We start from the raw sequence: 24,447 nt of genomic DNA, 5'->3' as shown, positions 1-24,447 counted from the left end.
CCCGTCTAAACACCGATGATTGGTAATGGCATTCGAAAAACCCACCCTTTAGTTAAAATCCAGAATGACCACATGAGTTAAAAATCTTTCGTCGCTAAGAACATTTACTGAACACACCGACATCTTCAAGAGCGAAATAATTTAAAACCACACGCAGGAAATATCCTACACTTCGACCCGCGCCGGGTTTTTGGATCCATTCGGCGCCCCCTATGCAACACCAACGGAGAGTTTCTAATGGAAACTTGGAAGGAGTCGCAGTTAAGGCAACTGACTTTCGCTAAAGGGATAGATGCCGCTTATCCGATTCTGCTCAGATTCGCCGAAAATCTTGGCTTCAATTTCTGTGCAATTTCGGTCACGTCACCCGACCAGGAAGTGCATCTTGATGCGTTTAATATCAACAACTACCCCAAAGAATGGAACCAGCAATATGAACAACAAAAATTCAGCGTAATTGACCCAGTAGTAGCGCATTGCAATCACTCCGTCATGCCGATTGTATGGAATGAAACAGTCTTTGCAGATACGCCGCGACTATGGGAGGCGTTAAAGGAGCACAAACTGCAATATGGCTGGTCCCAGGCGTTCCATCATGAAGATACGGGGTTGTGCAGCATTATCAGCCTTGCACGCAAGCACTGCCCGATCAGTCCGCTCGAGTTGTACGAGCACTTTGGTTATATCTTCTACGCCGCGAGTCACTTGAGCGAACTGTTCGCCCGCACCCTGCCCGTGAATCCGGCCAAATCCGACAAACCACACCTTTCGCCACGAGAACTGGAGGTTCTGCAATTGTCCGCCGGTGGAAAAACGGCTTATGAGATCTCGAAAATCCTCAGCTTGAGCGAACGCACCGTGAACTATCACGTGCAAAACGTGATCGAGAAACTCAACGTCTGCAACAAGATTTCCGCCGTCATCGCGGCCGCCAGGGCCGGAATCATCTAAAGCGTTGCCATGCATCCGGATTAAAACTTACGGGTATTTGCGGAGAAAAAAACGTACCATTTGTGGCCTTTCTGAGTGATAACGTGAAGCTTTGTTGCGTTGCAGTTCACTTGATCGGTTCCGCCGCATGACACCAGGGCTGCGGGATACCCGTTGATCACCCTGAGTCCCCGCCCCATGCCTTTGCTCGATACGCCCTTCGCCCAACTCGACCTGATCCGCCAGCCCGAACAGCAGAACGAACCACTGCAAGCTTTCGATGCGGCCGACGAATACTTGCTCAACCATCTGGCCGCACAGCAACCGACGGCCGACACCCGAATCTTGGTGCTCAACGACAGCTTCGGCGCACTGGCCGCCAGCCTGCTGGGCAAGGTGCAAGTGACCAGCAGCGGTGATTCGTTTCTGGGTTTTCAAGGTCTGGAAAAAAACTTGCTGCGCAACGGCCAAGCGTTCGATGCGATCTGCGGTATTCCGGCCAGCGAGCCTGTGGTCGGGCCCTTCGACCGCGTGCTGATCCGCGTCCCCAAAACCCTCGCCTTGCTCGAAGAACAACTCATTCGCCTGCATGGGCAACTGGCTCCCGGCGCGCAAGTGATCGCTGCGGCGATGGTCAAACATCTGCCACGCGCTGCCGGTGATCTGCTGGAACGTTACATCGGCCCGGTGCAAGCTTCACTGGCAGTGAAAAAAGCCCGATTGCTCATCGCCACACCAGAAGCAAAGACACCGGCGGTGTCGCCCTACCCATCGCGTTATCGTCTCGACACACCGTCTATCGAATTGCTCAACCACGCCAACGTGTTTTGTCGTGAAGGCCTGGATATCGGCACCCGCGCCTTTTTGCCGCATTTGCCCAAGAGTCTGGGTAGCGCACGGGTTGCCGATCTCGGCTGCGGCAACGGTGTTTTGGCGATAGCCAGTGCTTTGCAAAACCCCGACGCGCAGTACACGCTGGTCGACGAGTCGTTCATGGCGGTGCAATCGGCCACCGAGAACTGGCGCGCCGCGCTGGGAGATCGCGACGTGATCGTGCGGGCCGGCGATGGTCTGGCCGGGCAGGAAGCGCAATCGCTGGATGTGATCCTGTGCAATCCGCCGTTCCATCAGCAGCAAGTGGTGGGCGACTTCCTTGCCTGGCGCATGTTTCAGCAGGCTCGCGAAGCGCTGGTGGTCGGTGGTGCGCTGTACATCGTCGGCAACCGTCACTTGGGTTACCACAGCAAACTGGCGCGACTTTTCCGGGGTGTCGAGCAGGTGGCGGCAACGCCGAAGTTCGTGATTCTCAAGGCCCGCAAGTAATCCGCAAGACGAAAAAAAACCCTCCGTCAGGAGGGTTGCAAATCCGTACCCGAAGGCGCCGGGACGAAGTGATTCAGTGAGTGGTCAGGCCTGCGGCGTTCATGAACATGCGCATCAGGCTGGCAACGATAAACAGCGCACCGACACTGCCCACCCAGATCATGGCCAACCAGCCGAGCCGCTGCCATAGCGGTTTTTTTTCAGCCTCTTCGATGTCGTGCAGGGAATGTTTGCCGGGCATTGCTTCATCCTCCGGTTGGGGGCGATGGCGCCGCTGGCGACGCCTTCGTGGTCACGACTAGTGATAACCGTCCTCATGAGTCACCTTGCCGCGGAACACGTAGTAGCTCCAGAAGGTGTAACCCAGGATGAACGGGATGATGAACAACGTACCCACCAGCATGAACCCCTGACTTTGCGGCGGCGCGGCGGCGTCCCAGATCGAGATCGACGGCGGCACGATGTTCGGCCACAGGCTGATGCCCAGACCGCTGTAGCCCAGGAAGATCAGCACCAGGGTCAGCAGGAACGGCATGTAGTTGGCGTTGCGCGCCACGGCGCGGATCAAGCCGTACAACGTGATCAACACCAGAATCGGCACCGGCATGAACCAGAACAGGTTCGGCATGCTGAACCAGCGTGTTGCGATTTCCGGGTGGGCCAGCGGTGTCCAGAGGCTGACAATACCGATCACCGCCAACAGCACGAAGGCCAGCGGCCGCGCCAGGTTGTGCATCTGCTCTTGCAGCTTGCCTTCGGTCTTCATGATCAGCCAGGTGCAGCCGAGCAAGGCATAAGCCACCACCAACGCGGCACCGCAGAACAGCGTGAACGGCGTCAGCCAGTCCAGTGAGCCACCGGCGAACTGCCGATTGACCACGGGCAGACCATCGATGAACGCACCGAGCGCCACGCCCTGGAAGAACGTCGCCGCCACCGAACCACCGATGAACGCCTTGTCCCAGAGATGACGTTTATCGTCCTTGGCCTTGAAGCGAAACTCGAACGCGACGCCACGGAAGATCAGACCGATCAGCATGAAAATCAGCGGCAGGTACAACGCCGACAGGACCACCGAATAGGCCAGCGGGAACGCGCCGAACAACGCAGCACCGCCCAGCACCAGCCAGGTTTCGTTACCGTCCCACACCGGGGCGACGGTGTTCATCATTACGTCACGGTCGGTCTTGCCCGGGATGAACGGGAAGAGAATCCCGATCCCCAGGTCGAAGCCGTCCATGACCACGTACATCATGATGCCGAAGATGATGATCACGGCCCAGATCAGCGGAAGATCAATACCCATGATTCAAATCTCCTTGCTCAGGGTGGGGCTGTGGTCAGCCTCGGCGCCATCGTCGTCAGCCGCCGACAGCGGCCTGGCCGGCGTACGTTTCTGGCCAGGACCACCGTCGTTGGTTTCCTTGCCTTCGTCGGTTATCGGCCCCTTGCGCACCAGACGCATCATGTAGCCCAGACCTGTACCGAACAGCGCGAAATACACCACCACAAACATGATCAGCGTGATGCTCATCTGCATGAAGCTGTGGTTGGAGGACGCATCCGTCGTGCGCATCAACCCGTAAACCACCCACGGTTGACGACCGATTTCCGTAGTGAACCAGCCCGCGAGGATCGCGATCAGGCCGGACGGCCCCATCCACAACGCCAGGTACAGGAATGGCCGCGAGGTATACAGCGTGTCGCGTTTGCGCAGCCACAGGCTCCACAAACCGGTGAAGATCATCAGGAAGCCGAGGCCGACCATGACCCGGAACGACCAGAAGACGATGGTCGAGTTAGGCCGGTCCTCCGGCGGGAACTCCTTGAGCGCCGGCACCTGCTTGTCCAGCGAGTGGGTCAGGATCAGGCTGCCGAGGTACGGGATCTCAACGGCGAATTTGGTTTTCTCTTCTTTCATGTCCGGCCAGCCGAACAGAATCAGCGGTGTGGCTTCGTCACCTTTGTTTTCCCAGTGACCTTCAATCGCAGCGATTTTCGCCGGCTGATGTTCCAGCGTGTTGAGGCCATGGAAGTCACCGATGACGGCTTGAATCGGCGCAACGATCAACGCCATCCACATCGCCATCGACAGCATGGTGCGGATGGCCGGATTGTCCTTGCCGCGCAGCAAATGCCAGGCCGCCGAGGAGCCGACAAAAAAAGCGGTCGCGACGAACGCCGCCGTGGCCATGTGCATAAGGCGATACGGGAACGAGGGGTTGAAGACAATCGCAAACCAGTCGGTCGGGATCACCTGACCGTTGACGATTTCGAAGCCCTGCGGGGTTTGCATCCAGCTATTGGAAGCGAGAATCCAGAACGTTGAAATCAGCGTGCCGATGGCCACCATCACCGTGGAGAAAAAATGCAGGCCACGTCCGACCTTGTTCCAGCCGAACAGCATCACCCCGAGGAAACCGGCCTCAAGGAAGAACGCCGTGAGCACCTCGTACGTCAGCAGCGGCCCGGTGACGGCGCCAGCGAAATCAGAGAAGCGACTCCAGTTGGTACCGAATTGATAAGCCATGACCAACCCGGAGACCACACCCATGCCGAAGTTGACGGCAAAGATCTTCGACCAGAAATGGTAAAGGTCACGGTAGGTGTCGTTATGGGTTTTGAGCCACAGGCCTTCGAGTACCGCCAGGTAACTCGCCAGCCCAATGGTGATGGCCGGGAACAGGATGTGGAACGAGACGGTGAACGCGAACTGAATTCGGGCGAGATCGAGTGCCTCTAAACCGAACATAAGTCTTCCTCTGTCAGGTAATACCGGCTGTGGGGCTTGTGGCCCCAACGCCTACTGCCCCCACGGATATGGAGTGCGGCGAATTCTGATTCGTTCTTTTTTAACAACCATCGCAACGCAGGGAGTCTGGCCAACGGGCCACCGGATCAATTCCGCTCAGGGTTTTGATCTGGATCATGCAACGTTGAAAGAGTAGTCCCATTTTGAGTGATGAACGGCGTGGTTGTTTGCCGCGTGACAAGTTGCCTCATCACCTTGGCGCCCCAGCGATGCGTTGATCTGTGCCCTGAAAGAAAGTCGATGTCTGGCTAACTAAATTTTCTACCTTGGCAACTTCCTGTTACAGACTGGTGATAATCTCGCGATTCCCCACCAGCCAGACCTGCCTTCAGATGCCCAGCCAAGAGCCCCTGCTGTTACGTCACCACCGCCCTTTTCTTGCGTTCTGGCTGGCCCGGATCTTTACCGCCAGCGGTTTTCAGATGCTCACCGTGGCCATTGGCTGGAACCTCTATCAATTGACCGGCAACGTGCTTGATCTGGGTCTGGTTGGCCTGGTCGAGTTCGCCCCGCGTGTGTTGTTCATGTTGCACACCGGACACGTCGCCGACCGCTATGACCGGCGCAAGGTCGCAGCGATCTGTCAGTCGCTGCAAGCGTTGATTGCGCTGGCGCTGGCAATTGGCAGCGCCACCGATCACGTCACCCGGGAAATGATCTTTATCCTCGCTTTTCTGCTCGGTGCCGCACGCTCGTTCGAGATGCCAACCACCCAGGCACTGCTGCCGAGCATCGTGCCCGGTGCGCTGTTCCCGCGTGCAGTGGCGGCGGCGCAATCGGCGCAACAATCCGCAACCATCGTCGCCCCGGCCCTTGGCGGCTTGCTCTATGCGTTCGGCAGCGTCTGGGTGTATGGCCCGACGGTGATTCTCTATGTCATTGCCTGCTCGCTGATGCTCAACCTGCCTGCACGACAAACGCCCTTGAACAAAGGCAAAGCCACGCTTGATTCGCTGCTCGCGGGGATTCGTTTCATTCGCAGCCGTCCCGACATCCTCGGAGCGATATCGCTTGACCTGTTTGCAGTGTTGCTCGGTGGCGCCACGGCGCTGCTGCCGGTATTTGCCAAGGACATCTTGCTGACCGGTCCGTGGGGCCTGGGTTTGCTGCGTTCGGCGCCCGCCGTGGGCGCCTTGTTGATGTCACTGTTCCTGGCGCGGTTTGCCGTAGAGCGCAACGTCGGCCGGGTGATGTTCACCGCCGTCGGGGTCTTCGGCGTCGCGACCATTGCCTTCGGCCTGTCGACCTCGTTCTGGTTCTCGCTGGCGGTGTTGGTGGTGCTCGGCGCGGCGGACATGATCAGCATGGTGATCCGCGCGTCCTTCGTGCAACTGGAAACACCGGACGAAATGCGCGGCCGGGTCAGTGCGGTCAACGGACTGTTCATCGGCGCCTCGAACCAGTTGGGCGAGTTCGAATCCGGCATCACCGCGCACTGGTTCGGTACTGTGCCGGCGGTGGTGATGGGCGGGATCGGCACACTGGTGGTGACCGGAACATGGATCAAACTGTTCCCGACCCTGGCCAAACGGGACCGGATGACGGAGTTGGTGGAAGAGGCGAAGGTTTAGCGCTCGTCAAACCTGCAACGCCCCCTCCACTTTCCCCCGCAGAGCCTTGCCGCCAAGTTGTTCGACCAGCACCAGCGCAAACTCCAGCGCAGCACCAGAACCCTGGGCGGTGATGCAGTTGCCATCAACTACCACGGGTTGATCCACAAACGTGCAGCCCGACAATTGATGACTGACGCCCGGCAGGCAGGTCATGCGTCGCTGACGCAAAACGCCGAAGGCTTGCAAGGCGACTGCCGGGCCTTCGGCGATAGCGGCGAACAGGCGCCCGGCGCTGGCCTGATCCTTGAGCAGTTGCTGCAGCGGCTGATGTGCCGAAAGGTGTTGTGAACCGACGTCGCCGCCCGGCAGGACAATCAGATCGAAAGTCTGCGCCAGCACATCGACCAGCATGCCGTCAGCCGTCAGGCGGGTACCGCGCGCGCAGGTCAGCATGCGCCGTCCTTCGATGCTGGCTGCCATCACTTCGATGCCGGCGCGGCGCAGCACGTCGATCAGGGTCACGCTTTGCAGGTCATCGATCCCCTCGGCGAGGGTAATCAGGGCTCTAAAGGTCATGGGCGATTTCCGCTGGGTGATCTTCAAAGCGTAGTCAGCTTCCTCCAGATCGCGCAGCGGCTGCCATTACTTGATGTAAAGCTGCGTCGACATCGTGTTGCGTGGGGCATTGATCGAGGTGTTACTGAAGAGGAAGGTGCCCTCCTGCTTACCTTTCAGATCAAAGGTATAGAGGGAGCCGACGGTATTGCTGCCGGGCGTGCACTCGGTCAGATTGCCGTTACCAAAGGCACATACCGGAGCCCGGGTGCCGTCCACTTCGAAGCCGTCCAACGTGGCATGCGGCTGACTCTGACCATACCCGACTTCCAGCACGTAGACCTTGATGCTCGGTCCGCTGTGATTGCATTGAGTTTGCGTCTGGCCATCAGCGATGTCCTCCAGACCGCAGGCAGGCGATTGCACCTTGATGACTTTCACTTCACTCAAGGGCGGTGCCGATGCCGCCCACACAGCCGATGTCCCGACCATCAGCCCTGCAATTACTCCGAAAGCCTTTACCCAGCCCATGCTCATGCGTTCCCCGTCCCCAAAAATCAGCGCGCAGTATGGCGCAGTTGCTCTCACGGCAAAACTTCGCCGACGATCGACACCAACAACCGCCATATTGCCCACGCTGCTGGTATGATGCGCGGCTTTTTCCGGCCCATCACAATTTTCCAGGCGCTTGCGACGGTCTGTGCTTTGCTGTTGAGGTCGATACATTCACGGCGCCATGCGCGCCACGGGGAGCAGACATGCTGGAAAGGCTGTTTCAACTCAAGGCACACAACACCAACGTGCGAACCGAGATTCTTGCGGGTATCACGACGTTCCTGGCCATGGCCTACATTCTGTTCGTCAATCCGAGCATCCTCGGCGAGACCGGCATGGACAAGGGCGCGGTGTTCGTCGCCACCTGTCTGGCCGCCGCGATCGGTTCGACGGTCATGGGCCTGATCGCCAACTATCCGATTGCCCTCGCTCCGGGCATGGGTCTGAACGCCTTCTTCACCTACACCGTCGTGCTGCACATGGGCCATACCTGGCAAGTGGCACTGGGCGCGGTGTTCATTTCGGCCGTGCTGTTCTTTCTGCTGTCGATCTTCCGCATCCGTGAATGGATCATCAACAGCATCCCGCTGCCGCTGCGCTCGGCGATTGCCGCCGGTATCGGCCTGTTCCTGGCGCTGATCGCCCTGCACAACGCCGGCATCGTGGTCAGCAACCCGGCGACCATGGTCGGCCTCGGTGACCTGAAAGCCCCGGCGCCGATTCTCGCCACCCTCGGTTTCGCCCTGATCGTCGCCCTCGAAGCACTCAAAGTACGCGGCGCGGTGCTGATCGGCATTCTGGCGGTCACCATCGTCTCGATCGCCCTGGGCTTCACCCCGTTCGGCGGTGTGATTTCGATGCCACCTTCGCTGGCCCCGACCTTCCTGCAACTGGACATCAAAGGCGCACTGGACATCGGTCTGGTCAGCGTGATTTTTGCTTTCCTGTTCGTCGACCTGTTCGACAACTCCGGCACCCTGATCGGCGTTGCCAAGCGCGCCGGCCTGATGGGCAAGGACGGCCACATGCCGAAAATGGGCCGTGCGCTGATCGCTGACAGCACCGCCGCCATGGCCGGTTCGCTGCTGGGCACCTCGACCACCACCAGCTACATCGAATCCGCGGCTGGCGTGAGTGCGGGCGGCCGCACCGGTCTGACTGCCGTCGTCGTCGCGATCCTGTTCCTGCTGGCGCTGTTCTTCTCGCCATTGGCGTCCAGCATTCCGGCATTCGCCACCGCACCCGCGCTGCTGTTCGTCGCCGTGCTGATGACTTCCGGTCTGGCGGAAATAGACTGGGAAGACATCACCGTTGCCGCCCCGGTCGTGGTGACCGCGCTGGCCATGCCGTTCACTTACTCGATCGCCAACGGTATCGCGTTCGGTTTCATCGCCTGGACCGCGATCAAGTTGTTGTCCGGTCGCGCCCGTGAACTGAACCCGGCGCTGGTGATTTTGTCGATTCTGTTCGTGATCAAGTTGGGTTGGTTCAACGCATGACTTTCGATTCCCAAGCCTACGCCGCTCAGCTCGAAGACAAGGTGACGCGCCTGCGTGACCTGCTGGCACCGTTTGATGCCCCCGAGCCGACAGTGTTCGACTCACCGCTGCAGAACTTCCGTCTGCGCGCCGAATTCCGCCTGTGGCGCGAGGCCGGCGAGCGTCACTACGCGATGTTCTCCCAGGACGACAAACGCACGCCGATTCTGATCGAAGCGTTCCCGATTGCCAGCCTGCGCATCAATCAGTTGATGCCGCAGCTCAAGGCCGCGTGGCAGGCGAGTTCGGCGCTCAGTCACAAGCTTTTTCAAGTGGAGTTCCTGACCACGCTGGCCGGCGACGCAATGATCACCCTGTGCTATCACCGTCCGCTGGACGAGCACTGGCAGGCGGCGGCCACCAAGCTGTCGGCAGACCTGGGGGTCAGCATCATCGGTCGCTCCAAGGGCAAACGCGAAGTGATCGGCCACGACTACGTGGTAGAAAAACTCGAAGTCGGCGGCCGCACTTTCAGCTACCGCCAGCCGGAGGGCGCGTTCACCCAGCCTAACGGCACCGTGAACCAGAAGATGTTGAACTGGGCTTACGAAGCACTGAGCGATCGCACTGACGACCTGCTGGAGCTGTATTGCGGCAATGGCAACTTCACCCTGCCGCTCGCCACCCGCGTGCGCAAAGTGCTGGCCACCGAAATCAGCAAGACGTCGGTCAACGCCGCACTGAGTAACCTCAGCGAAAACGCTGTGGATAACGTCACCCTCGTGCGTCTGTCCGCCGAAGAGCTGACCGAAGCGCTCAACGAAGTGCGTCCGTTTCGTCGCTTGCAGGGCATCGACCTGAAGAGCTACGAGTTCGGTAGCGTATTCGTCGACCCGCCACGCGCGGGCATGGACCCGGACACCTGCGAGTTGACCCGGCGCTTCGACAACATCCTGTACATCTCCTGCAACCCGCAGACCCTGGCGGCCAACATCGCCCAGTTGCACGACACGCACCGCATCACGCGCTGCGCGTTGTTCGACCAGTTCCCGTGGACGCATCACATGGAATCGGGTGTGTTGCTGACCCGCCGTTGATGCCGATACCGGATACGAGAAAGCCGTCGTGATGACGGCTTTTTTGTGGATAAGTGTTGACTGTGCGATCACCGAACAAAAAAAAACCACGGCAAAGCTGTGCAATTGACCCAAGTAACCATCTAGTACATTTTATCTCCACTGGCTGCCCCCCCCTCAGCCAAAGCCAAAAACAATAAGTGGAGTTTCCCCTCATGCCTCCTATCGTTCTGGTGCTTAACGGCCCGAACCTGAACTTGCTCGGCACCCGTGAACCGGCGACTTACGGCCACGAAACCCTGGCTGATATTGCTGCGTTGTGTGGACGTGCCGCCGAGGAGTTCGGTCTGGCCGTGGAGTTTCGCCAGACCAATCACGAAGGCGAACTGCTCGACTGGATTCACGCGGCCCGTGGCCGTTGCGCCGGGATCGTGATCAACCCGGCGGCGTGGACGCACACCTCGGTGGCGATTCGCGATGCGCTGGTTGCCAGCCAATTGCCGGTCATCGAAGTGCATCTGTCCAATGTCCATGCGCGCGAACCGTTTCGTCATCATTCGTTCGTCTCGGCCATCGCCACGGCAGTGATGTGTGGTTTCGGCAGCCATGGCTATCGCCTGGCCCTGGAACATTTCAGCCAGCGATTGAAGGGGTGAATCCAATGTCCCGCCACAACGCGATACTCGCCGGGCTGATCGGCGCCGGCATTCAGGCCTCTCGCACCCCGGCCTTGCATGAACACGAAGGCGATGCGCAGGGCATGCGTTATCTCTATCGACTCATCGATCTTGATCAACTGCATGTGGACTGCACCGCCCTATCCGACCTGCTGTTGGCCGCCGAGCGCATGAATTACACCGGTTTGAACATCACGTTCCCGTGCAAGCAGGCGATCATCCCGCTGCTCGACGAATTGTCTCCAGAGGCCCGTGGCATCGGCGCGGTGAATACCGTGGTGTTGAAGGACGGCAAACGCGTCGGTCACAACACCGATTGCCTGGGTTTCGCGGAGGGTTTTCGCCGAGGCCTGAAGGATGCGCCCCGTGAACGTGTCGTCCAGATGGGCGCCGGTGGCGCAGGCGCGGCAGTGGCCCACGCGTTGCTGAGCGAAGGCGTACCGCAACTGAGCATTTTTGATGTCGACGGCGAGCGCGCCGAAAGTCTGGCCAACAATCTCAATCAGCATTTCGGTTTCGCTCGCGCCATGGCCGGACATGATCTGCCCAGTTCACTGAGTCTGGCGGACGGCCTGGTGAATACCACGCCGATGGGCATGGCCAAACTGCCGGGCATGCCCGTACCGGTGGAGTTGCTGCGCAAGGAATTGTGGGTAGCGGAAATTGTGTATTTCCCGCTGGAAACCGAACTGCTGCGCAACGCCCGCGCCTTGGGTTGCCGCACGCTGGATGGCGGCAACATGGCGGTGTTTCAGGCCGTGAAGGCGTTTGAGCTGTTCAGCGGTGTAGTGCCGGATGCGCAGCGGATGCTGGCGCATTTTCAAAGCATGAAGGGTTGAACTCGATCCTCCTGTGGGAGCGGGCTTGCTCGCTCCCACAAGGGGAATGCGTCAGGCCTGCAAGTAACGCAACACCGACTCACAGATCATCTCGCGATGACGCTGCTTGATGCTTTCGTCCGGCAGATCGATCTGAAAAATCTCACCGAACGTATGTCGGTTCGACACGCGATAGAAGCAGAACGAACTGATCAGCAGGTGCACGTCCAGCGCATTGAGCCCGGTACGGAACACACCTTGTTCAACACCCCGACGCAGGATCTCGCCCAGTGAATCGAGGATGGTGTTGTTCATTGCCTTGATCGCATCGGAACGCTTCACGTATTCGGCGTTGTGGATGTTCTCGATACTGACAATGCGCACGAAATCGACATTGTGATCGTGGTGATCGAACGTGAACTCCACCAGACGCCGAATCGCCACAATCGGCGACAACTCGTCCAGATGCAGACGGTTTTCCGTGTTGCGGATATCGCCGTAGAGTTTTTCCAGGACCTCGACGTACAACTGCTCCTTACTGCCGAAGTAGTAATAGATCATGCGTTTGGAGGTGTGGATGCGCTCAGCGATCGCGTCGACGCGAGCACCGGACAGTCCTTGCTGGACGAACTCGACGATCGCCTCTTGCAGGATGTTCTCGCGGGTTTTTTCCGGATTGTTCTTGCGACTCTTGCGCGGCTCCGCAACGGGAGCGGCGGGGAGTTCTGAAGTCATTGTCATTGCGGGCTCACGGCCATCACTGCACAGGCTGGCGATTATGGGCCGCGCGGCACAGTGAAGGAAGCCGCGCGGCATGTGTTTAATCCCGCGTTTACGAATTTCCTACAACTTCACCTGGCGCACAGCGCCACTGCGAGATTTGGCCATCGCCGCCAGACGCACCGCGACGTTCGCCGCGCCGTAACCGGCATAACCGTTTTTACGCTGGATGATCTCGAAGAAAAATCGCCCTTCAAACGGCTCTGTATAGACGTGAAACAACTCACCACCCTGCGGGTCGCGGTCATAGAGGACGTTGTAATACGCCAGTTCGCTGAGGAATTGGTCGTCGAAATCAAAGCGTGCGGCAAGATCGTCGTAGTAGTTCAGGGGAATATCCAGCAGCGGTACACCGGATGCTTTGGCACGACTGACTTCGGCGAAGATATCGTCACAATCGAAGGCGATGTGATGCACGCCAGAGCCGCGATAACTCGACAACGCATGGGAGATCGCGGTGTTGCGATTCTCGGAAATGTTCAGCGGCAAGCGGATGGAACTGTCGCGACTGCGCAACGCACGGCTCTTCACCAGACCGTAAGGGTCGGGCAGCACGACTTCATCGTCGGCCTCGAAATCCAGCAAGCTTTTGTAAAACAGCACCCAACTGTCGAGGCTGTCAGCCGGCAGCGCCATGGCCATGTGATCGATGCGTTTGAGACCGCCACGGGCCGATGCACCTGGCAGCAGATTGAAGTCGGTGCCGTAGACATCCGCCTCTTCATCCACCAGATAAATCAGGCTGCCGTCCGGTGCGCGCACCGCCGCCAGCTCCAATTCGTTCGGGCCGACCAACCCGCGATATGGCTGGCCCTTGTAAGCCACGGCACGCGCCAGCGCACGGGTGCTGTTCTTGACCCGCACAGCGGTGGCGCACAGCGATGGACCGTGAGCCTCAAAAAAACTGTGGGCAAACGAATAGGGTTCGCAGTTGAGGATCAGGTTGATATCACCCTGACGCAGCAGGCTGACGCTCTTGGAGCGATGCTGACCAGCCTTGACGAAACCCAGCCGCTCCAGCCAGTGCGCAAGCTTGGCGCCGAGGCTTTCATCGACGGCGAATTCGAGAAACTCGATGCCGTTGTACTCGCGGGCCTTGGGGGTTTCGAAGAGGATTTCGCGATTGACCACGGACGCTGTTTCTTGTTCAAGGCGCTGACGGGTTTTCTCTTCCAGGTACAGCAGCGAGCGTAAACCGTCGGCGGCATTGGCCCGCGGCGGTGCGGCGCGGAAACCGTCATTGAAGATTTCCAGCGACAGCGGCCCGGTGTAGCCGCTCTGGATGATCGGTGCGAGGAACCCCGGCAGATCGAATTCACCCTGGCCGGGGAAGCAGCGAAAATGCCGACTCCACTCCAGGACATCCATCGACAGAATCGGCGCGTCGGCCATTTGCACGAAGAAAATCTTGTCTGCGGGAATGTCAGCGATAGCGCGCGGATCGCCCTTCAACGACAAGGTATGAAAGCTGTCGAGCAACACGCCGAGGCTGGGGTGATCGGCCTGACGCACGATGTCCCAGACCTGTTGCCAGGTATTGACGTGGCGCCCCCACGCGAGCGCTTCATAACCAATGCGCAGCCCACGAGCACCGGCCTGTTCGGCCAGCAAGCGCAGGTCATCGACGAGAATCTGCTGATCGCCAACGCTGTCAGGCGAGGCGTTGCTGCAGACCAGCACCAGATCGGTGCCCAGTTCCTGCATCAGATCGAACTTGCGCTCGGCCCGCTCCAGGTTGCGCGCCAGACGGTCACGGCGGCAGCCTTCGAAATCGCGGAACGGCTGGAACAGGGTGATGGCGATCCCGAGATCGGCGCACATCTGTTTAATGTCCCGGGGGCTGCCGTCGTAGTACAACAGATCGTTTTCAAAAATCTCCACCCCGTCGAAACCGGCGGCGGCGATGGCTTCGAGTTTTTCCGGCAGGGTGCCGCTCAAGGAAACGGTGGCAATGGAACGCTGCATGTTTCAACTCCCGGACTGCGCCGCGTTGTTCGTTTTTTGTCGTGGGGAAATTATTGGCTGCATCACTTCTCGCAGCAATTTAAAGTGTACTACCCAGTTAGTTTTGCGTGCGATTATCGAACACAATGCCGGTTTGACGAATTGACGAGTTTTCGTCCACTGCCCAACATCCACAGCACATTGAGTCCGGTCGCGACGCACCGGTCGCAGCGTTCAAGAAAAAAGAACACCAAATAACAACTCCAAAAACGGGTGGAACACATGATTCCTTCACAGACTTCCCGCATGGCGCCAGCCATGAGCACTGCCACGGGTGGCATCGGCGACAAGATCCGCGGCGCCATGGCCGTCGGCAAGACCCGTTGGGGCATGCTGGCGCTGGTATTTTTCGCCACAACCCTCAACTACATCGACCGCGCCGCGCTCGGGGTCATGCAGCCGATACTCGCCAAGGAAATGAGCTGGACGGCGATGGATTACGCCAACATCAACTTCTGGTTTCAGGTCGGTTACGCGATCGGCTTCGTTCTGCAAGGCCGCTTGATCGACCGGGTCGGCGTCAAGCGCGTGTTCTTTTGCGCGGTGCTGCTCTGGAGCCTGGCCACCGGCGCCCACGGTCTGGCAACGTCGGCGGTCGGCTTTATGGTCTGCCGTTTCATCCTCGGCCTGACGGAAGCGGCCAACTATCCGGCCTGCGTGAAAACCACACGCCTGTGGTTCCCGGCCGGTGAACGCGCAGTCGCCACAGGCATCTTCAACGCGGGCACCAACGTCGGCGCGATGTTCACGCCGATGCTTCTGCCGCTGGTTCTCCATGTATGGGGCTGGCAGGCGGCGTTTCTGTGCATGTCGGCACTGGGCGGGATCTGGCTGCTGTTCTGGGGTCTGAAATACTTCAACCCGGAAGATCATCCGAGCGTCAAACAATCGGAACTCGATTACATCCAGCAGGAAGTCGAGCCGGAACAGGCTCGCGTGCCGTTCTCGAAAATCCTGCGGATGCGCGGCACCTGGGCCTTCGCCCTCGCCTACTCGCTCACCGCTCCGGTGTTCTGGTTTTACCTGTACTGGCTGCCGCCGTTTCTCAATCAGCAATACAACCTGGGCATCAACGTGACCCAGATGGGCATCCCGCTGATCATCATCTACCTCACTGCCGACTTCGGCAGTGTCGGCGGCGGCATCCTGTCTTCATTCCTGATCGGTCGCGGCATGAACCCGATAAAGGCGCGGCTGCTGTCGATGTTCCTGTTCGCCTGCTGCATCATCGGCGTGATCATGGCGGCCGGTTCGAGCAGTCTGTGGGTGGCGGTGGCAGCGATTTCCCTGGCCATCGGCGCGCATCAGGCCTGGACCGCGAATATCTGGAGCCTGGTGATGGACTACACCCCCAAGCACATGATGAGCACCGTCTTCGGTTTCGGCGGCATGTGCGCGGCAATCGGCGGGATGTTCATGACCCAGATCGTCGGCCATATCCTGACCGTCACCCACAACAACTACACCGTGTTGTTCACCCTGATTCCGGCGATGTACTTCATCGCGCTGATCTGGATGTACTTCATGGCACCGCGCAAGATTCCTGACGTCACCGAGTAACCCGGCTACCTACCTGACGGTGAAACTTTCCTCTTTTATGGATTGAGCCTAAATCCCTGCAGAAACTGCCGAAGGCTTCGATTTTGTGTTTTTGACGCTGCCATCCACGACCGCTCGTCGGAACACCTTGCGCACCTGTCAGATCTGACAGGTGCGCCATCCTTGCCTTTGCGCCCTAATCACTCCATCGCCTTATTCAGTGGCAGGAGTGCTCACCATGCTCGTCCAACCCCGCAAACCCATCAGCACTCTGGCCCTGCCCGAGCAGGAAATCCCCGGCGGCATACGCTTGCCTGGTGACATCTGGGGCATCAACCTTGCCGCTGCGCGACTCAACTTTCCCGACTGGGGCCTGAAAGTCCAGATCCCTGTCTGGTCCAACAAAAGCCAGGGCGACAAGGCCGAGCTATTACTCGATGGGCAAATGGTGGATCACAAGACCATCACGGATCCGGTTGAATTGAATCAACGCACCACCCTGTTTGTTCCGGCGCAGCAGTTGCAGAGCGGATCATGGGAGTTGTCCTATTCGGTAAGGCGCCACGGGCAGACAAAACCCGAGCCGGGGCCGATCTTCAAGCTCTTCGTCAAACTCGAGTTGCCTGGCGGTCAGGATATCGATCCGGACTATGGCCACTCCGAACTGGCCATGGCATTTATCCCGCCAGAGGTGGTGCGCGACGGTGTCGACAAGGACAGCATCAAGGATGGCGTGTACGTCATCGTTGCGCCCAAGTCCGGCACCGGCCTGCCGTACCCCTACGTTGCCGTGGGCGATGTGATTTCGGTGGGTTGGGCCGGCCAGACCGTGAAGTCTGAACCGGTCACCCAGGCACAAATAGACGCCCCTGACGCCAACCCGATCAGGATCTTCATCGATGAGAAGACTCTCCTTGCGGCCGGCGACTCGGATACTGACGGCGTGTCCGTCAGCTACATGATTCGCGACTGCGTGCTCAACCAGTCCGAGGACTGGTGCAAGGCACAGCGCATCGTGGTCGACTCCGGGAATTCGCGGCTGGAGGCGCCGATCCTCAAGCAGGCCGACGGCCTCAGGGTGGACCTGGACCTGATGGGTGACGATAAACCCGTGCTGCAGGTCTGGGCGGCATCAGATGTATTCAAAAAGGACGACGTCATCATCATGACGCTGACCGGCACCACCGCCGACAATCAACCGATCGACATCAAGGTGCGCCAGCCCATCGACAAGATGCCGCCGACGCAGGTCGACGTACTGCACAGCAACACCAGCCTTCGCGCGCTGGGCACACGCCAGGCGGTGTACGAGTTCGAGCTGGAGCGCGATGAGCAAGTCATCCAGCGCTCCAAATCCCGTACCTACAACATCATCGGTGAACCCAAACGCCTCGCTGCGCCCATCGCCCTGGATGCGCCGCAGGGCGCACTCGATCCCGATGCCTCGCGCTACCGCATCCGCATTCTGAACGATCCACAGATTACGGCCGAAAACGCCATCGAACTCAAATGGTTCGGCCTCCGGCCCGATGGCACCACCTACGACCCGGATCTGGACTGGTTTTTTCCGACTGAAGAGGAGGCCAATGACCCCGCGGGCTTCATCATCACCGCCGACGGCGAGCACGGTAAAACCCTGGAAGGCGGCACGCTGGACCTCTCGTACTGCCTGATCAGCAGCGTGGACGAGGTGATCATCTCGCGTCCTTCGCAACATGCCTCGCTGCTGAACGTCGGCGAACCCAGGCTGGAACTGGTGCCACCGACTGTCCTCGGCGAAAAAGACGGCGCCCTGGAACCCAAAGACCTGCTCGACGGCATCAGCAAACTCACCGCCCCCCGCCCGATCGCCACCCCGACCGAATCCGGGGATACCGTGACTTACACCTGGGTCGGTGAAGTCACTGGCGAGAAAGAAGACTTCAAGATCCTCAACGCGCTGTCCAGGGACAAGGATGTGGTATTCCCGCTGAATGCCACGTTTGTGGCGACGCACATCGAGCCGAACCGCGGGAAAAAGGTGACGGTGAACTACCGGATTTTGCGGGCGGCGACCAACACCACGAGTTATTCGGATGCGTTGGAGTTTGTGGTGGGTGAGGCGGTGGAACTTGATCCGCCGACCATCGAATCAGTGAAGGGATCACCAAGCGGCAAGGAAATTGTCGACGGTGGTACGACCGTTGAAACCAGCGTGGTGCTGAGCGGCATCGCCGCCAAGGGCAAAAACGTCGAGATACGCGATGGCGTCGAGGTCAAGGATCAGGTCAAGGCAGATCCGGAGTCCGGAATCTGGACATACACCGTGCCGAATCTGAGTGTAGCGAAGCACAGTTTTACCGCGACCGGAAAGTATGCTGACGAACCTGGTTCCACCGCTTACAACCTCACCGTCACTGCCGTCATCGTGCCAACACTGAGCAATGTACTAGACGACAGGAACAAGGAAGTGCCGGAAGGTACAACCACGGTCAGCACGTCTCTGACACTCAAAGGCACCGCCAGCAAGGGTCAGGATGTCGAGATTTTTGATGGCAACGGTGCAAGCGCAGTGTCGAAGGGAACTGCGACAGCGGATGAAGTCACAGGGCTATGGGAACGCACGATCACTGCTGAAGCGGGTGCGCGTCGGTTGTATGTCAAATCGCTGTACCACAACTCTGCGGTGTATTCGAATGTGCGCACACTGATCGTGGAAACCGTCAGGGCGCCAACTTTGACTTCAGTTAAAGGCTCTCCAAGCGGCAACGAAATCCCCGATAATGGCTTCACCATGGAAACAGCCGTCATCTTGAGCGGCGCTGCAGCAGCCGGGCGGGAAGTTGAAGTGCTCGACGATACGGTTGTCACGGGTAAGGAGACCGCCGATGAAACAACCGGATTCTGGAGCCTGACCGTTTCAAATCTGAGCAAGGCGAAGCACAGCTTTACGGCCAGAGATCTGGAACAACCAAGCCTTGTGTCGGCAGCGAGAACGCTAATGGTGACGGAAGAACTGCGGGAGCCCTTTATGGTGAACGCAACGAGCCCGATTCATCCACTGGCGTATCCGCAAGGCGTGACGATGCGGATGGAATTCCAAGCGCTGGATAACGACAGAGGGCGGCTTGATCATGTAAATGCAGTGGTCGGAGCACCGCCGTTCAAATTAAAAAAGTTTAATGACAACAACCGTGTAAATGAGCCGCTGCCGCAAGCATTCTGGATGACTCACCAAGACTCGGTCGTTGAGTTCCGGTGGATTTTAAACCGTGATGGAGGCCTGGCTGGAAGGTCACCAACGATGAAGGTACGTGTCGAAAAAATCGAGGATGGCGATACACGATTGCCCACGCCCGTAATAGCCGGGAATACAAGCAATCTACTCGACATTACTCAACTTCGGAGCACTGATCAGTCGACCGTTTCGATGTCACCCCATACGCCACGAGAAGTACGGTGGTTGCTTTATGAAGGAATAGACAGACACGGCTTGATCGTAAAATTTCATGACCCCGAGGAGGAAGAAAACGAAACCGCCTCAGACTTCGAAAAAAGCATTCCCTTGGATCGGCTCAAAGAGCTGGGGAATGGCACCACATTAACAATGACATACATTGTCAACTTTAAAGGCGAGTCCATACTGGAAGATGCTACAAAGTTTCCGATTCGAACTTATTCCATTCGGGCAATACCGCTCCTTGATGATTTTACAAACTTTGCCAACCTCCAGAGAAATGGCTGGGTAAATGGCCCGGTGATTGTTGATCAGAGAGACTGGAGCTATGCCAACCTTCTCGGATTCTCATCTCTGACCAATAGCACTTACACAAACAACTCAGCAGGTGTCGTATTAAAAAAAACCTACACCAACTTGATTCGTGGCAAAAAATACGAATTCAGCTGTCTTGCATCCAATGGAAATCAGCCTCCGCTTGCACAGCTTTCGTTCAGATCAGACTATGAAGTGCTAATAGCCTTCATGTCCCCACCGGCCTCACAGTGGACACCTTATTCATGTACTTTTATTGCGCAATCGGAAATCATGAATTTTGTGTTTGTTAGCCACTTGGCTACCGGTGCCGGTAATGACTATTTCTTGACTAATTTGCGCATGAGAGAGGTTCAAGGCCAATAAGGGTGACCGCAGAGAGCGTGGAAGCGTTCAGAATCCTGGTTCTCTAGCGTCTCGCAGTCTCCGACAGCACCACCGGAACGAAGCAGTCTTTCTGAAGGGGGTTGCCGAAGCTGCGCGCATTGGGATTGTCTTAAATAAGCTAGTTAACCAACGCTTCCGATCACGGACCAAGGCTCCCCCTGCACGCTTGCCTACCGCTACGCCAAAATCCGCCGGCTTGTGTGCCTTTGAGGCGAGTTCTATTGTGGTTCGGTCGCTGACAAGCTGCGAGTGATGTGGTGCGGTTGCGGACGCCTTCGCGAGCAACCCGCTCCCACACGTTCTTATCGACGGCTTTGTTGCCACGCTGCCGCCAGACCGCTGCAACAGATCACCGCAATACCGATCACGGTCAACAGACTCGGTGTGTGATTGAAGACCACCCAGCCCAGCAACCCCGCAAACACGATCTGGCAATAACCGAACGGTGCCAACAGTGCCGGTGCGGCATGGCGGAATGCCTGCGTCAGAAACAAGTGCGCCGTCATCCCGCAACTGCCCAACGCCAGCATCAGTGCGGCGTGAGTCAACGTCGGCACCTGCCAGAAGAACGGCACCAGCGCACTCATCACCAGCGTATTGCACAGCCCGGCGAAAAAGTTGCTGGTGGTCGGGCTGTCTATCTCGGCGAGCTTGCGAGTCAGCAATTGATAGAAGCAGAAAAACAGCGCCGAACAGAACGGCAACAACACGGCGGGCGTGAAGAGTTCACCCCCCGGATGAACGATGATCAGCACGCCGATAAAGCCGCAAATGACCGCAATCCACTGGCCGCGGGTGACCCGCTCCTTCAATAGCGGCACCGACAACGCCGTCACCAATACCGGCGCCAGGAAGTTCACCGCCGTGGCTTCTGCCAGCGGGATATACAGCAGCGCCGTGGTGAAGAACAGGCTGGTGCCGAGCAGGCAAAGTGCGCGAGCCAACTGCCATAAAGGCTTTTTCGTGCGTAGGACGCGCAGTCCGGACTGCGGTAAAAAAATCCCTGCCATGAGTAAGGTGTGCACCACATACCGGGCCCACACCACCATCACGATCGGATAGAAACCCGAGAGATATTTCGACAGCGCGTCGTGACTGGAGAACAGGAAGGTTGCCACGACAATCAGCAAGATCCCTTTGAAGGGTTGGTTGACTCCGGATAGCGGGGTGCTGACGGTCATTGAATATCTCTAAGAGAGGAACAAACTGAGAGAAGAGCCTCGATCAATAATCTAGAACCCGATTCCACTTTCAGACAACCATCATCCGTAAAAGTGTGCGAACAACGCACACTTTCATAAACGGGCAACGCCCACAGAATTTCAGGTTAGACGAACAGCTCCGAAGCCAGACTCGCTGCAGACAGCTCTTCGGTAAACCGCAACAGCAACGGTGCCAGTTCGTGCAACCTGGCGCCCGGCATCCGCGCACTCGGCCCGGCGATGCTCAGCACACCGATCACTCGCCCATCCGCGGGATGGCGCACCACCGCCGCAATCGCCGACGTCCCTACGGCCGAACTTTCCTCGACGCAGGCATAGCCCTGCTCGCGCGCCAATCGCAGGCGTTCAAGCAGTTCGATATTGGAGCGCGGTGCATTCGGCCCGATATCCACCGGCACCTCAGCCGCTTGCCGCTCAACCCGCGACAGCGCCTCGGCATCCGTCATGCACGCCAGCCAGGCATGGCCCGAAGCGGTGTAGAACAGCGGAGCATCGCGGCCCATGTCCGGGTCGTAGCGCAAGCCGGTGCGCGCCCCCTGAGCTTTGGCAATCCACGTCTGCCGCTCGCCGTCGATGACGCCCAGGCGCACCAGTTCGCCGGTTTCCTGAGCCAGACGATCAAGCACCGGTTGCACGATGTCCGCGCCACTGCTCGACAGGTAACGAAAACTCATCGCCACCAGTTTCGTCGACAAGTGATAACGCAAGGTTTCCGGGTTTTGCCGCACGTACCCCAAGCGGACCAGTTCAGCGAGCAAACGGTGAGTCGCACTTTTCGGGATGTCGATCTGCTCGGCGAGCGTTTGCAGCGCTAAACCACGCGGGTCACTGGTGAGGTTTTCCAGCACGCTGAAAACCCGTTCGATTTGACTGCCGGCCATGGTGAGATCCCAATGAAATGTCGTGGATTCTAGAATACGCGCGACACAAAGCAAAATCTGGAACAGCTTGAACGGTTCACAAAAAAACGGTGTTGAATGGAATTCGCCGAACACGACAGGTTCTTACCCGTCGGCTTCGCTGCGGGCGTACGAATAGACGGACGACTGGACTGGCGCCACACTCACACACCAGCAACACTCATCACCACGATCAGAAAGAGGATTCCCGCATGCTATGGAAAAAAGGCCGACGCAGTGACAACGTCGTCGATGCCCGTGGTGATGATACCGGCGGTGGCGGCGGGATGCGTTTCGGTGGCGGCAAGGGCCTGAGCCTTGGGGCCATTTTGTTGATCGTTGGCATCGGCTGGATCACTGGCCAGGATCCGTTGCAGATCCTCGGTCAACTCACCGGCCAGACGGGCCAGCAAACGGCACCCACCTCGCAAACCCGCCAGGCGCCGCCGGCCAATGATGAACAGGCCGAATTCGTCCGTTCAATCCTCGGCGATACCGAAGACACCTGGGGCGCGATTTTCCAGCAGGCCGGCCGCCAATATAAGGATCCGACCCTGGTGCTGTTCAGCAATCGGGTCAATTCCGCCTGTGGTCTGGCCACCTCAGCCACCGGGCCGTTTTATTGCCCGGCGGATCAGAAGGTCTATCTGGACATGGCGTTTTTCCAGGAAATGGCGCAACGCTTCAAGGCTGCCGGCGATTTTGCCCAGGCCTACGTGATCGCTCACGAAGTCGGACACCATGTGCAGACGCTTCTTGGCGTCTCGGCGAAAATTCAGACAGCCCGCCAGCAAGGCCGGCAGATGCAAGGTGCTGGTGGACTACTGGTTCGTCAGGAGTTGCAGGCCGACTGCCTGGCCGGTGTCTGGGCCTATAACGCGCAGAAGCGTTTGAACTGGCTGGAACCGGGCGACATCGAAGAAGCCTTGAACGCCGCCAACGCCATCGGTGATGATCGTCTGCAGCAACAAGGTCAGGGCCGTGTAGTGCCGGACTCGTTTACCCACGGTACGTCGGCGCAAAGGGTGCGCTGGTTCAAAACCGGATTCGCGCAAGGCCAGGTCGGCCAGTGCGATACCTTCGCGGCGAAAAACCTGTAAATGCATAAGTGGCTTTTGGCTTTACTGATCATTGGCAGCACCGCGCAAGCGGCCGGGGTCGACGCCATCAGCCCCGGGCGCCTGCAACTCAAGGCCGGCGAAATGGCGGTGGGCATCGGCCCGGCGCCGGAAAAGATCGAGCGAGTGCTGATCATCATTCATGGCCGGTTGCGCAACGCCGAGACCTATCGCAAAAGCGCCGAAAGCGCCACTGAACTGGCAGGGCAAACCGCCCACACGCTGGTCATCGCTCCGCAGTTCCTCAATGAAAGTGATACAGCCCTGTACTCCTTGCCTGCCACCGTGTTGCGCTGGAAAGGCAATGAGTGGATGGGCGGTCGGTTATCCACAGGCCCGAATCCGCTGAGTTCCTATGCGGCACTGGACGAAATCGTCGCCCGGATTACTGATCGCAAGCAGTTTCCGGACGTGAAACAGATCGTGATTTTCGGTCACTCCGGCGGGGGGCAGGTGGTGCAGCGATACGCTTTGCTCGCCAAGGATCAACCCGCGCTGAAGGCCAACGCAATTCACCTGCGCTACGTGGTGGCCAATCCGTCTTCGTATGCCTATTTCAACGAACAGCGACCGGTCGCGTTCGATCACGCGCAATGCCCCAACTTCAATCGCTGGAAGTACGGCCTGTCAGACATGCCGATATACGCCGGTGGGCAAACGCCGTTGCAGCTTGAAAGCCGTTACATCAAACGCGAGGTGATTTATCTGCTCGGACAGCAGGACATCGACCCGCAGCATCCGGCGCTGGACAAAGGCTGCGAGGCCGAGGCGCAAGGGGCTGACCGCCTGACGCGCGGGAAGCTGTATTTTGGCTACCTGCTACGCCGCCATCCGGAAGGGGTGAATCAGCGGCTGGTTGAAGTACCCGGGGTTGGGCACAACGGCGATGGGATGTTGACGTCGCCTGAGGGACAAAAAGCTCTGTTTGATCAGTAATGCGGTGGCCATGTCGGCCTCTTCGCGAGCAAG

Annotated in this window: 20 protein-coding genes; 11 read left to right on the top strand and 9 right to left on the bottom strand. The window is 58.5% G+C overall.

The window, feature by feature from the left end; all coding sequences use genetic code 11:
• Window positions 1–237 precede the first annotated feature (237 nt).
• Window positions 238–951 (top strand): autoinducer binding domain-containing protein, encoded by a 714-nt coding sequence (locus AACY50_RS00940; protein ID WP_339431412.1) that lies wholly within the window; start codon window positions 238–240, stop codon window positions 949–951.
• A 177-nt stretch (window positions 952–1,128) separates the two neighbouring features.
• Complete coding sequence (locus tag AACY50_RS00935; RefSeq protein ID WP_339431411.1) at window positions 1,129–2,253, top strand: class I SAM-dependent methyltransferase; 1,125 nt, start codon at window positions 1,129–1,131, stop codon at window positions 2,251–2,253.
• A gap of 73 nt (window positions 2,254–2,326) precedes the next feature.
• Here the strand turns inward: AACY50_RS00935 and AACY50_RS00930 are convergent, their stop codons facing one another.
• Genes AACY50_RS00930 through AACY50_RS00920 form a run of 3 tightly spaced genes read right to left on the bottom strand, consistent with a single transcriptional unit; the run spans window position 2,327 to window position 5,005 of the window.
• Window positions 2,327–2,494 carry a DUF2474 domain-containing protein gene (locus AACY50_RS00930; protein ID WP_221730131.1) on the bottom strand — a complete coding sequence of 56 codons (168 nt, stop codon included), beginning with the start codon at window positions 2,492–2,494 and terminating at the stop codon, window positions 2,327–2,329.
• A gap of 57 nt (window positions 2,495–2,551) precedes the next feature.
• Window positions 2,552–3,559, bottom strand: a complete 1,008-nt coding sequence (gene cydB / locus AACY50_RS00925; RefSeq protein ID WP_339431410.1) for a cytochrome d ubiquinol oxidase subunit II — start codon at window positions 3,557–3,559, stop codon at window positions 2,552–2,554.
• A 3-nt stretch (window positions 3,560–3,562) separates the two neighbouring features.
• Window positions 3,563–5,005, bottom strand: a complete 1,443-nt coding sequence (locus AACY50_RS00920; protein ID WP_339431409.1) for a cytochrome ubiquinol oxidase subunit I — start codon at window positions 5,003–5,005, stop codon at window positions 3,563–3,565.
• A 392-nt stretch (window positions 5,006–5,397) separates the two neighbouring features.
• On the opposite strand from AACY50_RS00920, the gene AACY50_RS00915 reads away from it, so the two are divergent.
• Window positions 5,398–6,636 (top strand): MFS transporter, encoded by a 1,239-nt coding sequence (locus AACY50_RS00915; protein ID WP_339431408.1) that lies wholly within the window; start codon window positions 5,398–5,400, stop codon window positions 6,634–6,636.
• 6 nt (window positions 6,637–6,642) lie between these two features.
• Here the strand turns inward: AACY50_RS00915 and AACY50_RS00910 are convergent, their stop codons facing one another.
• Together AACY50_RS00910 and AACY50_RS00905 are read right to left on the bottom strand one after the other, a co-directional pair.
• On the bottom strand, window positions 6,643–7,194 hold the full coding sequence (locus AACY50_RS00910; protein ID WP_339431407.1) for a DJ-1 family glyoxalase III: 552 nt from the start codon (window positions 7,192–7,194) through the stop codon (window positions 6,643–6,645).
• A 66-nt stretch (window positions 7,195–7,260) separates the two neighbouring features.
• A complete protein-coding gene (locus AACY50_RS00905) occupies window positions 7,261–7,710 on the bottom strand; it encodes a DUF4879 domain-containing protein (protein ID WP_339431422.1) in 450 nt (149 codons plus the stop codon).
• Between the two features lie 221 nt (window positions 7,711–7,931).
• Between AACY50_RS00905 and AACY50_RS00900 the strand changes: the two genes are divergently transcribed.
• From AACY50_RS00900 to AACY50_RS00885, 4 genes are all read left to right on the top strand, one after another.
• Window positions 7,932–9,227, top strand: coding sequence for an NCS2 family permease (locus tag AACY50_RS00900; RefSeq protein ID WP_339464701.1), 1,296 nt, complete (start codon window positions 7,932–7,934; stop codon window positions 9,225–9,227).
• The gene (trmA, locus tag AACY50_RS00895) at window positions 9,224–10,303 is read left to right on the top strand and encodes a tRNA (uridine(54)-C5)-methyltransferase TrmA (RefSeq protein ID WP_339464702.1); all 1,080 of its coding nucleotides are present in this window, start codon (window positions 9,224–9,226) and stop codon (window positions 10,301–10,303) included. The genes AACY50_RS00900 and trmA overlap by 4 nt, the downstream gene beginning before the upstream one ends.
• A gap of 194 nt (window positions 10,304–10,497) precedes the next feature.
• Window positions 10,498–10,938 carry a type II 3-dehydroquinate dehydratase gene (gene aroQ, locus AACY50_RS00890; RefSeq protein WP_339431404.1) on the top strand — a complete coding sequence of 147 codons (441 nt, stop codon included), beginning with the start codon at window positions 10,498–10,500 and terminating at the stop codon, window positions 10,936–10,938.
• A gap of 5 nt (window positions 10,939–10,943) precedes the next feature.
• Window positions 10,944–11,798, top strand: a complete 855-nt coding sequence (locus tag AACY50_RS00885; RefSeq protein ID WP_339431403.1) for a shikimate dehydrogenase — start codon at window positions 10,944–10,946, stop codon at window positions 11,796–11,798.
• A 51-nt stretch (window positions 11,799–11,849) separates the two neighbouring features.
• Here AACY50_RS00885 and AACY50_RS00880 read toward each other — a convergent pair whose 3' ends face one another.
• Together AACY50_RS00880 and quiC are read right to left on the bottom strand one after the other, a co-directional pair.
• Entirely contained in the window at window positions 11,850–12,518 is a 669-nt protein-coding gene (locus tag AACY50_RS00880; RefSeq protein ID WP_339431402.1) for a TetR family transcriptional regulator, read from the bottom strand.
• A 102-nt stretch (window positions 12,519–12,620) separates the two neighbouring features.
• Entirely contained in the window at window positions 12,621–14,522 is a 1,902-nt protein-coding gene (gene quiC / locus AACY50_RS00875; RefSeq protein ID WP_339538048.1) for a 3-dehydroshikimate dehydratase QuiC, read from the bottom strand.
• A 261-nt stretch (window positions 14,523–14,783) separates the two neighbouring features.
• Here quiC and AACY50_RS00870 point away from each other — a divergent pair, with 261 nt between their 5' ends.
• Window positions 14,784–16,121: an MFS transporter gene (locus AACY50_RS00870; RefSeq protein ID WP_339431400.1), complete on the top strand. Its 1,338-nt coding sequence runs from the start codon at window positions 14,784–14,786 to the stop codon at window positions 16,119–16,121.
• A gap of 217 nt (window positions 16,122–16,338) precedes the next feature.
• Complete coding sequence (locus tag AACY50_RS00865) at window positions 16,339–20,217, top strand: hypothetical protein (protein WP_339507608.1); 3,879 nt, start codon at window positions 16,339–16,341, stop codon at window positions 20,215–20,217.
• Between the two features lie 323 nt (window positions 20,218–20,540).
• Here the strand turns inward: AACY50_RS00865 and AACY50_RS00860 are convergent, their stop codons facing one another.
• Window positions 20,541–21,419 carry a DMT family transporter gene (locus tag AACY50_RS00860; RefSeq protein WP_339431398.1) on the bottom strand — a complete coding sequence of 293 codons (879 nt, stop codon included), beginning with the start codon at window positions 21,417–21,419 and terminating at the stop codon, window positions 20,541–20,543.
• A gap of 146 nt (window positions 21,420–21,565) precedes the next feature.
• The gene (locus tag AACY50_RS00855) at window positions 21,566–22,342 is read right to left on the bottom strand and encodes an IclR family transcriptional regulator (protein WP_339431397.1); all 777 of its coding nucleotides are present in this window, start codon (window positions 22,340–22,342) and stop codon (window positions 21,566–21,568) included.
• Between the two features lie 230 nt (window positions 22,343–22,572).
• Between AACY50_RS00855 and ypfJ the strand changes: the two genes are divergently transcribed.
• A complete protein-coding gene (gene ypfJ, locus AACY50_RS00850; RefSeq protein WP_339431396.1) occupies window positions 22,573–23,460 on the top strand; it encodes a KPN_02809 family neutral zinc metallopeptidase in 888 nt (295 codons plus the stop codon).
• On the top strand, window positions 23,461–24,414 hold the full coding sequence (locus tag AACY50_RS00845; protein ID WP_339431395.1) for an alpha/beta hydrolase: 954 nt from the start codon (window positions 23,461–23,463) through the stop codon (window positions 24,412–24,414).
• The last annotated feature ends 33 nt before the right edge of the window (window positions 24,415–24,447 follow it).

This window comes from Pseudomonas sp. RA_15y_Pfl2_54 (assembly GCF_963971015.1).
Lineage (GTDB): Bacteria > Pseudomonadota > Gammaproteobacteria > Pseudomonadales > Pseudomonadaceae > Aquipseudomonas > Aquipseudomonas baetica_A.
Note: the sequence above shows the minus strand (reverse complement) of the source record. Positions and strands in the feature narration are given on the sequence as shown.

What these genes read in the sequence shown, in the direction of transcription:
- AACY50_RS00880 (WP_339431402.1), bottom strand. Translation starts at nt 12,518, where the DNA reads ATGACAATGACTTCAGAACTCCCCGCCGCTCCCGTTGCGGAGCCGCGC.
- AACY50_RS00935 (WP_339431411.1), top strand. Translation starts at nt 1,129, where the DNA reads ATGCCTTTGCTCGATACGCCCTTCGCCCAACTCGACCTGATCCGCCAG.
- ypfJ (WP_339431396.1), top strand. Translation starts at nt 22,573, where the DNA reads ATGCTATGGAAAAAAGGCCGACGCAGTGACAACGTCGTCGATGCCCGT.
- AACY50_RS00915 (WP_339431408.1), top strand. Translation starts at nt 5,398, where the DNA reads ATGCCCAGCCAAGAGCCCCTGCTGTTACGTCACCACCGCCCTTTTCTT.
- AACY50_RS00855 (WP_339431397.1), bottom strand. Translation starts at nt 22,342, where the DNA reads ATGGCCGGCAGTCAAATCGAACGGGTTTTCAGCGTGCTGGAAAACCTC.
- AACY50_RS00910 (WP_339431407.1), bottom strand. Translation starts at nt 7,194, where the DNA reads ATGACCTTTAGAGCCCTGATTACCCTCGCCGAGGGGATCGATGACCTG.
- AACY50_RS00845 (WP_339431395.1), top strand. Translation starts at nt 23,461, where the DNA reads ATGCATAAGTGGCTTTTGGCTTTACTGATCATTGGCAGCACCGCGCAA.
- trmA (WP_339464702.1), top strand. Translation starts at nt 9,224, where the DNA reads ATGACTTTCGATTCCCAAGCCTACGCCGCTCAGCTCGAAGACAAGGTG.
- AACY50_RS00860 (WP_339431398.1), bottom strand. Translation starts at nt 21,419, where the DNA reads ATGACCGTCAGCACCCCGCTATCCGGAGTCAACCAACCCTTCAAAGGG.
- AACY50_RS00900 (WP_339464701.1), top strand. Translation starts at nt 7,932, where the DNA reads ATGCTGGAAAGGCTGTTTCAACTCAAGGCACACAACACCAACGTGCGA.
- AACY50_RS00885 (WP_339431403.1), top strand. Translation starts at nt 10,944, where the DNA reads ATGTCCCGCCACAACGCGATACTCGCCGGGCTGATCGGCGCCGGCATT.
- AACY50_RS00920 (WP_339431409.1), bottom strand. Translation starts at nt 5,005, where the DNA reads ATGTTCGGTTTAGAGGCACTCGATCTCGCCCGAATTCAGTTCGCGTTC.
- AACY50_RS00870 (WP_339431400.1), top strand. Translation starts at nt 14,784, where the DNA reads ATGATTCCTTCACAGACTTCCCGCATGGCGCCAGCCATGAGCACTGCC.
- AACY50_RS00930 (WP_221730131.1), bottom strand. Translation starts at nt 2,494, where the DNA reads ATGCCCGGCAAACATTCCCTGCACGACATCGAAGAGGCTGAAAAAAAA.
- cydB (WP_339431410.1), bottom strand. Translation starts at nt 3,559, where the DNA reads ATGGGTATTGATCTTCCGCTGATCTGGGCCGTGATCATCATCTTCGGC.
- AACY50_RS00865 (WP_339507608.1), top strand. Translation starts at nt 16,339, where the DNA reads ATGCTCGTCCAACCCCGCAAACCCATCAGCACTCTGGCCCTGCCCGAG.
- AACY50_RS00905 (WP_339431422.1), bottom strand. Translation starts at nt 7,710, where the DNA reads ATGAGCATGGGCTGGGTAAAGGCTTTCGGAGTAATTGCAGGGCTGATG.
- AACY50_RS00940 (WP_339431412.1), top strand. Translation starts at nt 238, where the DNA reads ATGGAAACTTGGAAGGAGTCGCAGTTAAGGCAACTGACTTTCGCTAAA.
- quiC (WP_339538048.1), bottom strand. Translation starts at nt 14,522, where the DNA reads ATGCAGCGTTCCATTGCCACCGTTTCCTTGAGCGGCACCCTGCCGGAA.
- aroQ (WP_339431404.1), top strand. Translation starts at nt 10,498, where the DNA reads ATGCCTCCTATCGTTCTGGTGCTTAACGGCCCGAACCTGAACTTGCTC.